We start from the raw sequence: 14,024 nt of genomic DNA, 5'->3' as shown, positions 1-14,024 counted from the left end.
TACTATTTCGGAAAAAGAATACATATTGCAGATTTAAATCTATATACAATACTATAGTCGTACGCCTATTTATTGAAATTTTTTTGGTACATCACTTACTTAAGCAGGATTTTTTCAAAGGATGGATGTACTTAGGGGCTTTTTCGTAAGATTGGTTCGTGGATAAGTTTGAGCTCTCTGTGAAGCGAGGCGGGTGTCCAACTAAAACGCTTAACCAGTGTAGCAATTGCTCCTCTACAACTTTTCCGTCACAAAAAATCGAGTGCCAAATCCTAAACAAACTTACAGCCCTCATTGACCTAAACAAAAACGCCGAAACACATTCATCACTAGTTGAAGGTGGAATGTGTTTCGGAGCCTAATTGGTAGCAACAACTATATGATATACCTTTTAATGGCCATACCTATTTCACCAATAAGTTGTTTACCAATCAATTGATTAGGTAAATTGGCTGTTAAAATAGCTGCATGCACATACTTATTTTCATGATAAAAATACGCACAATCGTGTTGAATACCTAGTAGTGAGCCACTTTTACTTCCATAGCTAACCTTAGAGTAGCTCTCTTCCTCTAACTCTGCCGTCAATAATGTGAATTGTTGTTTCGTCATGATCTGATCCATAATTATGAAGCTTTCCTTCGCCCATCGCTGCTTGTTTTTCAATACTTTAAGCAATTGAACCATATCGTAAGCACTTGTTACATTATTTATGCCTTTTTCAATCGCTTGAAAGTCCATCATTTTTCTGTTTAAACACGTTTGTTCTAAACCTAAGCTTTCAATCAAACGATTGATTGTCTCCATCCCCAATCGCTCAATGATCCAATTTGTTGCACTATTATCTGAGACAATCATCATCAATGTCAGTATGTCTTGCCATGTAAAGGAAGAATTCGATGATAGAGCAGACAATACCCCTGCCCCGTCTACGAGAATTCCCCCCTTTACTTCTTCTTCCAAGTGCAAGCGACCTTTTTCCACTTCATTAAATGCTGTTAATAAAATGGGCACCTTTATTAAGCTGGCTGATGAAAACACTTGATGGGGATTGACTGATAAAATACCTTCATCTGTTTCTATATGTACAGCTGCATCTATACGATGTTGCTGTAATAACGCTTCAACAGCCTGTTTCATTAACTCAAATTTATTCATGATTCTCTCGATGCCGCTGCTTGCTTACCATTCTTACCGTCTTGAATGTCTTCATTATATAAGTGGCAAGCGACAAAATGTTTTTCATCCACTTCTTGCCAAACAGGAGCTTGTGTCGCACAGACTTCCATAGCATGTGGACATCTCGTCCGAAACACACAGCCACTCGGTGGATTGACTGGACTTGGCAATTCTCCTTTTAAAATAATTCGTTCCCGCCTATCCTCTACATCAGGATCAGGTATAGGGATTGCTGATAGAAGTGCTTGCGTATATGGGTGTAAAGGTTTCTGATAAAGGTTTTCACTTGAAGTTAACTCTACTAAATGACCTAAATACATCACACCGATTCGATCACTAATATGCTTAACCATGGACAAATCATGGGCGATAAAAAGGTAGGTTAAGCCTTTTTTCTTTTGTAAATCTTTTAATAGATTCACAACTTGCGCTTGTACAGATACATCTAATGCTGAGATAGGTTCATCAGCAATAATAAATTCTGGATCCAAAGAGAGTGCTCTAGCAATACCAATCCTTTGCCGTTGTCCCCCACTAAATTCATGAGGATAGCGGTTTGCATGATCTCGATTTAACCCGACATCCTCAAGTAATTGATACACCCGTTCTAGTCGTTCTTTTCTATTTTGATAAAGTCCTTGAACTTCCATCGGTTCAGAAATAATCTCTTGTACAGTTGAACGAGGATTTAATGACGCATATGGATCTTGGAAAATCATTTGCATTTTGCGATGGAATTGAAATTTCTCTCTTTCATTCATATCATGAATATTTTTACCACCATATAAAACCTCTCCATCCGTACGATCATATAAGCCAATGATTGTTCTGCCTGCCGTCGATTTACCACAACCTGACTCGCCAACAATCCCGAAAGTTTCTCCTTTTTTTATGTCAAAAGAAACGCCATCAACAGCTTTTAATACGCGATCTTTCCCTAATTGAAAATGCTTCTTTAATTGTTGGACCGATAATATCGTTTCAGCTTGCATGTGAATCTTCCCCTTTTTTCCAAAAACGCCTTGCTGCCATTAATTCTTTCTCGTATACTGTCCCCGCCAGTGGGATAATCTCAACATTCTTTCCCGTCTTTGGTGAATGCAGCAATTTACCATCCCCATAATAAATACCGACATGGTGCAGTGCTCCTTTCCCTTCTTCATAAGCGAAGAATAGAAGGTCACCACGTTGTAAGGAATCAAGCGAAACTTCTTCGCCTTCAACAGATTGATCATGCGCATCTCTTGGTATGATGACACCATTCGCTTTACACGCAGTATAACTTAATCCAGAACAATCATAACCGTAGCTACTCATCCCACCCCAAAAATACGGTAAGTCGAGAAATTGTTCAGCTGCTTCAATCACTTTCTCACCATCTTTCACTGACCAATCAGATCGAGAAGAAAAAATCTCAACGTCACTCCGCTCTAAAACCCCTTCCCCGTCAGGTGTTTGTACACGAACCAACTCACCTTTTTCTGAAATAAATGGTAAGATTGTTAAGTAACTTAGCGTGAGCACTTGATTTGTTTTCGTTAATTGGGCTTTTTCCGCAGTGACCACAGCAATCGGCCCTTGTATGACATCCCAGTTTTCACAAGCTACCATTTGACATTTCGGTACCCAACCAGGGTAACCACCACTATGTTTGGAGGAAGGCTGAGTCGGTACAACCACATGAAACCATTCATCTGTCTCTTCTAACACGACGACTTCTTCACCATATAAAAGTTGTGATTGTACGAGATTGGCATCACATAGCTCTAAAGCTTTCTCGTAATCTAGTGATGCAATCCAAGCATCAAGATCAGGATTTTCCTTGATACCTTTCTCATCTATTACTCTAGGAGATTGGGCATTCGTCCATAACGTAGCGACAGGAACATTCGTAATCCATTTATTTGCCAAGAGAGACCCCTCCTTTAATATCTACATCTCTAATGCCTAAACCCGATTCGTTAGGAAATGTGATCTTTTTGCTTTTATATTGAATACCACCATCGACGATATCTTTCGCCATCATTAATGGGGCATCAAAGTCAAATCGCGTAATATTTCTTTTGCTTGCAGCAAAATGAGCGGCAGCAGTAATACCTACTTTCGTTTCAATCATGCTACCAACCATGCATTCTATCCCGCTCGCTTCTGCCAATTGATTGATCATCTGCGCCTGATAAATCCCACCAGCCTTCATCAGCTTAATATTAATTAAATCTGCACTACGGTTTTTTACGACTTCCAACGCTTGCCTCGGTGTAAAAATACTTTCATCGGCCATGATTAATGTATCAACATGATCTGTTACTTGTTTTAAGCCGTCGATATCCCAAGCTTTCACTGGTTGCTCAACTAACTCAATGCCTAAATCTAAATCTTCCAGTTTTCGAATAGCAAAAATGGCTTCCTTCTTGCCCCATCCTTGATTAGCATCTAGTCTTAACTTAATCTTATTACCAATTCTACGGCGCACCTCTTTAATACGCTCAATATCAGTGGCAATACTATCTTTTCCTACCTTGATTTTTAATACATCAAACCCTTGTTGCACATAGTTTACAGCATCTTCTCCCATTTCCTCTGGGCCATTTACACTTACTGTATAATCGGTTTCTATTTCATGCGTATATCCACCTAAAAATTGGTAGAGTGGTAACTTACATAATTGTGATAAGCAATCATAGATAGCCATATCGATTGCTGCCTTTGCACTTGCATTACCAACTATTGCCGTTTGGACGGTCGAAAGCATTTGTTCATATTGGGAAAAATCCTTATTCATTAGATTCGGTGCCATCACTTCGTTAATAGCCGCTTCAATACTTCCCATCGTATCACCTGTAATGACAGCTGTTGGTGGCGCTTCTCCCCAACCCACTATTCCGTTATCACATATTATTTTGATAATGACACTATCAGCTGTATAAACTGTGCGCAGCGCGGTTTTAAATGGCTTTATGAGTGGTATAGCTACGCGATGTGTCTCAATTCTTTTGATTTTCATATTTGACATCCACCTTTATAAAACTCCATGTTCAATCGTTAAATCTTGTGTATCGGCATTAAGTTTTGCAGGCACACCAAGCGGTAAAGAGAAATGCGGTGTACAATGACCAATCATGAAGCCTTTAACTGTTGGCTTTCCGATAAGTTTAAAATAGTGATCTAACACTTCATCCAGTGATAATGATTGTTCTCTTTCAGGCGTACAATGCTTAAAATTCCCAATAACGAATCCGGCTGCTTGTTGGAGCTTCCCGGCCATATATAATTGATTCAGCATGCGGTCAATCGCTCTCGGCTCTTCATGAATATCTTCGATTAAGATAATTTTATCCTTCGTATCAATCTCAAATGCAGTTCCTATTGTGCTAGTAAGCAAACACAGATTGCCACCGACAATGTCACCTTCTGCTACTCCTGAAACGATTGTCTCAAGACTCCCCAATGTCTTCGGATAAATCCTATCTTCTGGTTCCATTATTTGCTTCATAAAAGACTTTGATAACGTTTGATCCTCTTGCTCTGAGCCGATATCTGATGCTAACATCGGTCCATGAAAAGTAACTAATCCTGTCTTTTGTCGAATAGCTGTATGGAGAAAAGTAATATCACTATAGCCCCAGAAAACCTTTGGATTTTCAGCGATCATATGATAATCAATATCACCAGCAATTCTAGCTGTTCCATAGCCACCTCCTGCACAGATAATGGCTTTGACTTCCTTATCAGCAAACATCGTATGTAAATCTTTTAATCTATTCTCATTCGGTCCAGCTAAATAACCGTATTGCTCAAAGAGCGACTGGCCGAGCTTTATTTTCAATCCTAATTCTTTCTCTAAAAAAGCAAATGAACGTTTTAAGTTTTCTTGGTTTGGTGGGCTTGCAGGTGCGATTACTCCGACTGTATCCCCCATACGTAATCTAGCCGGTTTGATGATCATTTCCCCACATCCTTTTCATTGACATTACTTCAATATATGCGTATCTGTATTCGGTTATTTCATTACTACATATCAACACAAGCAATCTTTCATGCGTGATTAGGCAAAACTAGACATCAATCTATTTATTTCTCAGGAAATATTGTCGAAGTATAAGAGCTTTTTCACCTTTCATTTCCTTACTATAAGGGAAGAGTGAACCCCCGAAAGGGCTCACCTAACCTTAAAATATCATATCTTAATGAAACTACTTTTTATCTGCCCATTTCAATTCGATATAGCCTACTGGATGGCGAACAATACCAGTTACATCTTCATTTTGTAAATACACTTGATTGTAGAAATGAATCGGCATAATCGGCATTTCTTCAAAAAGGATTTTCTCTGCTTCATACATCATTGCAAAACGCTTTTCTTCATTTGCTTCGTTCTTAGCATCTTTAATCAATTTGTCATATTCTTCATTAGACCAACCTGTACGGTTCATAGAATGTCCTGTTTGGAAATTTTCTAGGAAGTTAATGGGATCGGCATAGTCAGCTAAGAAAGAACTTCTAGAGAATTGAAACTTAAGGGCTGTTTGCTCTTCTGAAAAGACATTCCATTCCATATTCGCCAATTTCACATTCACATCTAAGTTTTCTTTAAGCATTTGTTGGATCGCTTCTGCCATTTTTTTGTGATCATCACTAGTACTATATGTTAAAGTGATTTCAGGAAGAGTATCATAACCTTCCTCTTCCATTCCTTTAGCTAACAACTCTTTTGCTTTTTCTATATCTGTTTCTACTAAATTACCATTCACTTCGCGGAAATCTTTCCCTGATGGGTCTTTAAATCCATATGCCACAAACCCATATGCAGGTTCTTCGCCACTTTTTGTTATATAGTCGACAATTTCTTTTTGATTGACAGCCATAACAAACGCTTTACGTATATTCTCATTTTGGAAAGGCTCCATCGTGACATTAAAACGGTAGAAATAGTCCCCTGCCTGTTCTGTCATTTGTGCTGTTCCATCTGCAAATAATTGTTCGCTTAAATCAGAAGGTATATCTTGTGTGACATCTAATTCACCTGATTGGTACATTTGATACTCTGTATTTGTATCATTTACCATCGCCCAGTGTACCTTGTCTAACTTCACATTACTTGCATCCCAGTAATTCTCATTTTTCTCCATTACAAAATGGCTATCATGCTGCCATTCTGTTAACTTGAAAGGACCATTTGAAACATATGAATCAGCTTCTGCGAACCATTTTGGATTTTCTTCAGCTACTTTTTCATTAATCGGGAAGAACGCTGGGTTTGTAATCACACTTAAGAAATAAGCTTGAGGACTCGTTAATTTCACTTCAAAAGTTTTCTCATCGATTGCTTTCACTTGGACATCATCAGCTGAACCATCACCATTATTAAAGGCTTCTCCACCTTCAATAAAATAACCTAAAAAGGCTGCTGGTGAACCTGTATCAGGATTTAATAGCCTTTTCCAAGCATAAACAAAATCGCCAGCTGTAACATCATCGCCATTCGACCATTTCGCATCATCTCTCAAATGGAAAGTATAAGTGGTTCCATCTTCAGAAACATCCCATTTCTCAGCTATAGCCGGCGCTGGTTGATGATCCTCTCCTAATCTAGTTAATCCTTCCATTAAATTATTTAACCCTGCCCATGATAGATTATCAAAACCAATTGGCGGGTCAAAAGAAGTGGGCTCTTGCTCATTATTCATATACAATACTTTTTCTTCCGCCTCTTCTCCTCCACCTGTTTCACCGTCTTTTTCCTTCCCTGCCTCCTCATTCGCTGTACAAGCAGATAGAACAAGAGTGAAAACTAGTAATAATACAAGTGAGAATAGCTTCTTCATCATATTTCCCCCTTCATCTTTATAAAATTATATATTTTCAGCCATTTCAGCTGATAAATATTCATACTGCTTACTTGACCATCATTTTTAATTTTTGTGCCCTTTCATCTTGCAACCAACAATCAACCTTATGTGTATTGGAAAGTTGCTTTTCACGCGGAATGACCTTATCACATACTTCCATAGCAAAATCACATCTTGCTGTAAATGGACAACCAACCGGTGGTGAAAATAAATCGGGTGGTGAACCTAAAATAGGAACCAGCTCCCCACCAATGAGATCGAGTCGCGGCACAGATTGCAACAACCCTTTCGTATAAGGATGCTGGGGTTGATAAAAAATTTCTCTCCTTGTGCCTTCCTCAACAATTTTACCAGCATACATCACGGCAATGCGGTCAGCTACTTGGGCGACAACACCTAAATCATGTGTAATCAAAATAATAGATACATCCGTCTTCTTTTGTATTTCTTTAAATAAATCGAGTATTTGTGCTTGGATTGTTACATCCAAAGCTGTTGTTGGTTCATCAGCAATAAGAATTTCCGGCTCGCATACTAGGGCAATGGCAATCATCAGCCGTTGTCTCATCCCCCCACTAAATTCATGAGGGTAGTTCTTCATACGCATTTCTGCATCAGGAATACCGACGAGGTTCAACATATCCAGTGCTCGTTTTCTCGCCTTTTCTTTCGTTGAGCCATCATGTTGTATAATCCCTTCTATTAGTTGCTTTCCTACAGTTAATGTCGGGTTTAATGCCGTCATCGGATCTTGGAAAATCATTGAAATATCCTTCCCGCGTACAGTTCTCATTTCTTTTTCCGAGATATTCACGAGATCTTTATTTTTAAACCGAATCGCACCAGACGCAATCTTTCCTGGTGGTGAAGGGATGAGCCTCATAATACTTTGTGAGGTCACACTTTTCCCACAACCTGATTCACCAACAATGGCTAATGTTTCTCCTTTATTTAAGTCGAAGGTAACACCTCTTACCGCTTTTACTTCTCCGCCATACGTCTTAAACGTGACATGCAGATCTTCCACTTCAAGTATTTTCTCCATGTTTGTTACCTCCTTAACTTAGGATCCAAAGCGTCTTGCAAACCATCACCTAACACATTAAATGAAAACATCGTTAAACTAATAAATAGCGCTGGGAAGAACAGTCTCCACCAATCTCCAGTTAATATGGAAGTGAGTGCATCATTAGCCATCGAACCCCAACTAGCTAGTGGGGGTTGAATCCCTAAGCCTAAGAAACTAAGAAAGGCTTCAGCAAAAATAGCTGATGGAACTGTTAAAGTCATCTGAACGATTATCGGCCCCATTGTATTCGGAAGTAAGTTTTTGCGAATGATCCTCCCTGTTTTCGTACCAAAGGTTTTCGATGCCATCACAAATTCATAGTTTTTCACCTGAAGCACTTGCCCACGAACAATTCTTGCCATTCCTACCCAACCTGTTATCGACAGGGCAAAAATGATGGTGAATAATCCTGGTCCCATGACCACACTAATCAAAATCACGACTAACAAATAAGGAAGACCGTATAATACTTCAACAATCCGCATCATTACATTGTCTGTGCGTCCACCCTTATATCCAGCGATGCCGCCATAAGCAACACCGATGGCAAAGTCAATAAGTGCTGCAGCAAGACCGACAAATAAGGAAACTTGGGCTCCTTCCCACACACGAGTAAAAACATCTCTACCCAGTTCATCTGTCCCGAACCAAAATTCTGAAGATGGTGCTAAGTTTTGATTAGCTAGCATTTGTTCCGATCCATTATGAGGGGAAATCAACGGCCCCACAAAAGACATAATGGTTAAAAGAACAAGAAAAACGAGCCCTGACATAGCCAATTTATTCTTCAATAACCTTTTCCATGCATCTTGCCAGTAAGAAAGACTCGGTCTGACAACCGCTTCAGCTTTTCTTTCATCTTTTTCTTTTGGGGAAAACCAATCATCTGGAATATCTTGCATATATGTATCGTTTGTTTGCTTTTGTGTTTCCATCAGTTCCCCTCCTTTTTATGAAGCTTAATTCTAGGGTCTAATATGCCGTAAGCAATGTCGACAAGAAATAACATGACGATTAATATGGAGCTGTAAAACACGGTAGTCCCCATAATGACTGGATAGTCACGCGTATTGATACTTTCAACGAAATATTTCCCCATTCCCGGGATGGCAAATATCTTTTCAATCACAAATGTACCTGTAAGAATACTAGCAGCCAATGTACCTAGCACCGTCACTACTGGTAAAAGCGCATTCCGTAATGCATGCCTGAAAACAATCGTCACAGGTTTCAGACCTTTCGCTTTTGCTGTACGGATATAATCCTGTGTTAGCACTTCTAGCATGCTGGATCTTGTAAGTCGGGCAATAATTGCCATCGGGCCAGTTGCAAGCGCTAAAGTCGGTAGCACCATATGCATCGGACTCGACCATGTTGCAACAGGGAAAATCGGAAGGTTAACAGCAAGTTGCTGAATGAGCATGGTTGCCATCACAAAGTTCGGAATGGAAATACCTAACACAGCTACAGTCATGGCTAAGTAATCTATAAAGCCATTATGCCTAAGAGCGGCAATCACACCGAGGGTAATCCCAGATATAACGGCAACTATGAGGGTCACCATCCCTAATTCAAAAGAAACAGGAAAGCCCCGACCGAGCATATCATTAACCGATTGCGCCGGCTTTTTAATCGACGGGCCGAAATCAAAGGTAACGACAGATTGGATATAAGAAAAATACTGGACATATAGTGGTTCATCTAAATGATAGAATGCTTCTAAGTTTCTTTGTACTGCCTCACTTGTCGCACGTTCATTATTAAATGGCGAACCCGGTATAGCATGCATTAGAAAGAATGTAAGTGTGATGATTACCCATAAGGTGATGACCATCGCCCCGAGTCGTTTTCCAATGTACTTAAGCATAGACACACCTCCTTAGCAATATGATGTTCTCGAAGCTAATTCAGTCATGACAAGCATGGCACGATAAGCCTCTAAGATGTCTTTCGCTTGAAATTGGACAATGGTTGTTCCCTCTTCTAAATAAGTGCCAGGCATTAAGGCCGCCCACTCTGCTTGACCATAATTAGCAAATTCAATTTTAAGTACTGGGTTTTCGGGCGGGACAAGCGGTTTTACCCTTTCTTTATTTTCGATGGCTTGCACTGTCTTTTCTTTTAGTAATATCTCCGCCTTTGCTGGTGTCAGGGACTTCACCGCTGACCGGGTAATCGTTTCTTTCACTACCGCTGTCGTTATATGAGGAATCAAACTTTCTGCTTCTTTCGCTGCTTGGTCATCACCAGCCACCATAATGACAGGGACACCGTAGTATCCAGCGACATATGCATTGAACCCCAACTCTCCAACGACTACATCATTAATAAACATATTTCTCACATTAAAAAACATAGAATGCGACATTACACCCTTCATGGAAGCGCGGGCATGATATCCGACAAAAATTGCCCCAGCATAAGATTCATCTAAGCCTTCAACCATTGAATAGGGTTTCACATCACCTGTGATCAAACTTGTATCTGGATGGAGGTATTCAATCATCAAATTATTCATTTTTGAATGACTATCATTCACAAGCACCTCTTCAAAACCTTGATTGAAGGCCTCTGTGATCACATAGTTCGCCTCATCAGTCATAATTCTCCGACCGCGTTCATAGTTGTTTTTAGCTGAATCTACTTGAGTATAATCAGCAAGTCCTGTAATTCCTTCCATATCGACTGACACATATAATTTCATTTGGTCTCCTCCAGCTTATGTTTATTAGAAAATTGAAAATATTTTACAAATACCTTAAGTTCATCATTAGAAACTAAAAAAAATCCAACGACTAAGGCATAAAGAAAGAAGCCTTTAGTCGCTGGATTTTAACTGTGATAAACAGAAAAAGCAGCTATTTCGTTTTTAATTGGTTATATTTAATAAGTGCATTTCGATATGCAACCATAATGGCTTTCTGCGATGATCCAAAATATCTCGTTTCGATTTCATTTAATAAGAAGTCCGACTCCAACAAACTTTGCCCAACGAAAATAGATTGGATGAAAGCTGAAGTTAAACTTATGGTTGATGAGCATTCAGCATCAATAATCTTCCCAGAATCTCGCTCAACCACAAAGGCAATAAAAAAACCATTGTATTGTTGCATAATTGCATTGTTAGAAGAGGTTTTACTCTCTCCAATAATATAGAGGGTATTTGGCGGAAACATTATTCTTCCTCCTAGCCAGTATGGATATTACATGAGGTGCTTATGTAAGAACATAAACATTCATTGTAATGCATAAGACCCTTACTTAGAATTGTAAACCATTCGTCCTATCTTTGACAATCAATTTTCAATATTTTTCTTAATATTTTTTTTAATTTCGTCTTATTTATGTTAGATTATATAACATATGAAAGCGCCTTGTCTAGCAGGACTTTTCCCTCTATACTGCGCTCCCCGCCACCTTGAGCAAAAGTTTGATTACCGCCACCTTTACCTTTTATCTCTTGGAGCAACTTGCTACATATTTCCTTCATGCTAAAGTCCACTTGCGTTCCACTCGCACAAATACATTGTAGCTTCGTTTCCGTTTCATTAATAAACACGATAAGACTATTATCTTTCTCTGCTGTCATCCATTTGGCCATCCATTGCAATTCACTGATTGAACGATCAACAAAAACCTTACCAACAACCAAGCGGTCATCGATTGCCTTTGCTGTAGTCATTAATTGATGTGCTTCAAATTGCAAAAGTTGTTCTCTATTTCCTTCTAATTGCTTTTGTAGGCTTTTCATATCCAATAAAAGCTTCTTAATTGTTTGCGCTACGTCTTCCTCAGGTGCACTTAATAACTTGGTTGCTTCCTTCAAAACATTATTTTTCTCATGCAATTGCTGTAATACCCTTCCACCACAAACAAAGTAAATTCGCGTTTTCTTTTTATGTCTCTCTGTTCCGAGAATTTTAATCGCACTTACTTCACCAGTCGAAGAAGGATGTGTACCGCCACAGCCATTATAGTCAAATGATGGAATAATCACTAAGCGAATATGCTGAGAGACCGATGTTTCTTTGCGGAGTGGATACTTGTAAAGATCTTCTTTCTCTACCCACACTGTCTCTATTGCTCTATTTTCAAGAATGATTTGATTCGCAACATTTTCCACCCGCTCGAGTTCTTCATCCGTTACATCCTCAATATCCAAATCTATTGAAACAATTTCTTTCCCTAAGTGAAAGCTAATCGTTTGAAATTGAAACGTTTCAGCAAATGCAGCTGAAAGAATATGCTGACCTGCATGCTGCTGCATATGATCGAAGCGACGGTGCCAATTTATTTCACCATCGACTTTCTCTCCCTTGTCTAACAACTGCGCCAAATAATGCCTAATCTCACCCTCTTTTTCTTCAACATTTATTACCTCTACACCATTTAACCATCCCTTATCAGCAGGTTGCCCACCACCGCTTGGATAAAATGCCGTTTCTTCTAACACGACGTAGCTACCTTCTGTATCTTTACCTTCCTGCGAAATATTTGTTGTAAATGTTTGTATATAAGCATCATCATAAAATAACTTTTTCGTGAAATTCATTAGTCTATTCCCCCCAGCTTTTTTGCGAAATGTAAGTATTGACGTTGTATTTCTTCAGGGACCATACTACCACCTGTCCCCCATACGAGATGAGTAGCTTCACTCATATTAGTGATACCAACTTGTTCAGAGTACTTTGATTCAAGAATTTTTTTCGGACCTAAAAACCCCGCTAAGGCTGAAGGCTCCAAGAACATATCCTCCTCATCCTTTAGAAAATGCATCATTTCATATAACTCACGGTCCGAAACAGTATAAACACCACTTATCGCTTTTTCTAACATATGACCAACCAATTGAGAGGGGCGCCCAACTGCAAGTCCATCCGCCTCTGTTTTCAACTCGATTCCAATATCCTGTACTGAAATCTTCTCATGCAAGCCTGTCCGTAAACCTAATAACATAGCAGGTGCGTGTGTCGGTTCAGCAAAGAAGCAATGCACATGCTCACCAAAGACCTGCTTCAAACCAAAGGTAATGCCCCCTGGCCCCCCACCTACCCCACAAGGTAAGTAGACAAATAATGGATGATCTTGACCAATGCTGATTTGCTTTTCTTCTAGCTGTTTTTTCAGACGAAAAGCAGCCACTGCATAGCCAAGAAAAAGATGCTCAGAATGTTCATCATCTATAAAATACATGGTCGGATTGCTCTCTGCTTGTCTTCTCCCTTCAGCTACGGCCGCGCTAAAATCTGAAGTATGCTCGATGACTTGTACACCTTTTTGCTTCAACAAATCCTTCTTCCACTTTTTCGCCTCACTCGACATATGTACATACACGCGAAAACCAAGTTTGGCACCCATTATGCCGATACTTAAACCAAGATTACCTGTAGAACCAACAGCTATACTATACTGTGAAAAAAATGCCTGCTCATTAAATAATTTGCTATAATCATCAGTAAGGTTTAGAATCCCTTCAGATAAAGCAAGGTGTTCTGCATGCTTTAATACTTCATATATCCCACCTCTGGCTTTAATAGATCCAGATATAGGAAGTTCATTATCTGCCTTTAGCAGTAAGTCTCCTTTGACATTTACATGTTTTTCCTTCATATTGAACAATGTGAGTAGAGGAGATTCAATGATACCCTTCTGCTTGCTTGTTTCAGGAAAAGCTTTCGCAATATATGGAGCAAACCTTTCTAAACGTTTTATTGCGTCTTCAACATGGACAATTGATAAAGAACCACGAATCGTAGAATCATATTGTTGATTCAACCATAATAATGGTTCATATTTTACTAACTTTTTAATAAGTGGATCATTTGCTAATAACTGTTGTATTTGATTATTCATCATATCCTATACACCTTCTTATTATTACGCTTTATCCTTATTTTGGCGGAACTTTAGTGGTTTTGTCGAGTGTA

The 14,024-nt window shown here is 39.2% G+C and carries 13 protein-coding genes; all 13 read right to left on the bottom strand.

Features of this window, described 5'->3' with window-relative positions; genetic code table 11:
- Positions 1 to 375: 375 nt before the first annotated feature.
- Complete coding sequence (locus tag MHH73_RS02305; RefSeq protein WP_341064370.1) at positions 376 to 1,158, bottom strand: serine hydrolase; 783 nt, start codon at positions 1,156 to 1,158, stop codon at positions 376 to 378.
- Positions 1,155 to 2,171, bottom strand: coding sequence for an ABC transporter ATP-binding protein (locus MHH73_RS02300; protein ID WP_341064368.1), 1,017 nt, complete (start codon positions 2,169 to 2,171; stop codon positions 1,155 to 1,157). The genes MHH73_RS02305 and MHH73_RS02300 overlap by 4 nt, the downstream gene beginning before the upstream one ends.
- Positions 2,161 to 3,090 (bottom strand): C40 family peptidase, encoded by a 930-nt coding sequence (locus tag MHH73_RS02295; protein ID WP_225230557.1) that lies wholly within the window; start codon positions 3,088 to 3,090, stop codon positions 2,161 to 2,163. Before MHH73_RS02295 ends, MHH73_RS02300 begins: the two co-directional genes overlap by 11 nt.
- Positions 3,080 to 4,183 carry a dipeptide epimerase gene (locus MHH73_RS02290; RefSeq protein WP_191813585.1) on the bottom strand — a complete coding sequence of 368 codons (1,104 nt, stop codon included), beginning with the start codon at positions 4,181 to 4,183 and terminating at the stop codon, positions 3,080 to 3,082. Before MHH73_RS02290 ends, MHH73_RS02295 begins: the two co-directional genes overlap by 11 nt.
- Before the next feature lie 15 nt (positions 4,184 to 4,198).
- On the bottom strand, positions 4,199 to 5,125 hold the full coding sequence (locus MHH73_RS02285; protein ID WP_341064363.1) for a S66 peptidase family protein: 927 nt from the start codon (positions 5,123 to 5,125) through the stop codon (positions 4,199 to 4,201).
- 247 nt (positions 5,126 to 5,372) lie between these two features.
- On the bottom strand, positions 5,373 to 7,004 hold the full coding sequence (locus MHH73_RS02280) for a peptide ABC transporter substrate-binding protein (protein WP_341064360.1): 1,632 nt from the start codon (positions 7,002 to 7,004) through the stop codon (positions 5,373 to 5,375).
- A 70-nt stretch (positions 7,005 to 7,074) separates the two neighbouring features.
- On the bottom strand, positions 7,075 to 8,073 hold the full coding sequence (locus MHH73_RS02275) for an ABC transporter ATP-binding protein (RefSeq protein WP_191813591.1): 999 nt from the start codon (positions 8,071 to 8,073) through the stop codon (positions 7,075 to 7,077).
- Positions 8,074 to 8,078: 5 nt separating this feature from the next.
- Positions 8,079 to 9,032, bottom strand: a complete 954-nt coding sequence (locus tag MHH73_RS02270; RefSeq protein WP_318245469.1) for an ABC transporter permease — start codon at positions 9,030 to 9,032, stop codon at positions 8,079 to 8,081.
- Positions 9,032 to 9,964, bottom strand: coding sequence for an ABC transporter permease (locus MHH73_RS02265; RefSeq protein WP_095370874.1), 933 nt, complete (start codon positions 9,962 to 9,964; stop codon positions 9,032 to 9,034). The genes MHH73_RS02270 and MHH73_RS02265 overlap by 1 nt, the downstream gene beginning before the upstream one ends.
- 12 nt (positions 9,965 to 9,976) lie before the next feature.
- Positions 9,977 to 10,801: a M55 family metallopeptidase gene (locus MHH73_RS02260; RefSeq protein ID WP_341064356.1), complete on the bottom strand. Its 825-nt coding sequence runs from the start codon at positions 10,799 to 10,801 to the stop codon at positions 9,977 to 9,979.
- A gap of 154 nt (positions 10,802 to 10,955) precedes the next feature.
- Complete coding sequence (locus MHH73_RS02255) at positions 10,956 to 11,273, bottom strand: DUF3870 domain-containing protein (RefSeq protein ID WP_191813597.1); 318 nt, start codon at positions 11,271 to 11,273, stop codon at positions 10,956 to 10,958.
- Between the two features lie 176 nt (positions 11,274 to 11,449).
- Entirely contained in the window at positions 11,450 to 12,649 is a 1,200-nt protein-coding gene (locus MHH73_RS02250) for an alanyl-tRNA editing protein (RefSeq protein ID WP_341064352.1), read from the bottom strand.
- Positions 12,649 to 13,953, bottom strand: a complete 1,305-nt coding sequence (locus tag MHH73_RS02245) for a D-serine ammonia-lyase (protein WP_318245470.1) — start codon at positions 13,951 to 13,953, stop codon at positions 12,649 to 12,651. The genes MHH73_RS02250 and MHH73_RS02245 overlap by 1 nt, the downstream gene beginning before the upstream one ends.
- Positions 13,954 to 14,024: the final 71 nt, after the last annotated feature.

It is taken from the genome of Cytobacillus sp. FSL K6-0265, assembly GCF_038003465.1.
Classification (GTDB): Bacteria; Bacillota; Bacilli; order Bacillales; family Cytobacillaceae; genus Cytobacillus; species Cytobacillus stercorigallinarum.
The sequence above is the reverse complement of the archived record's forward strand: the minus strand, read 5'-3'. Positions and strand labels throughout refer to the sequence as shown.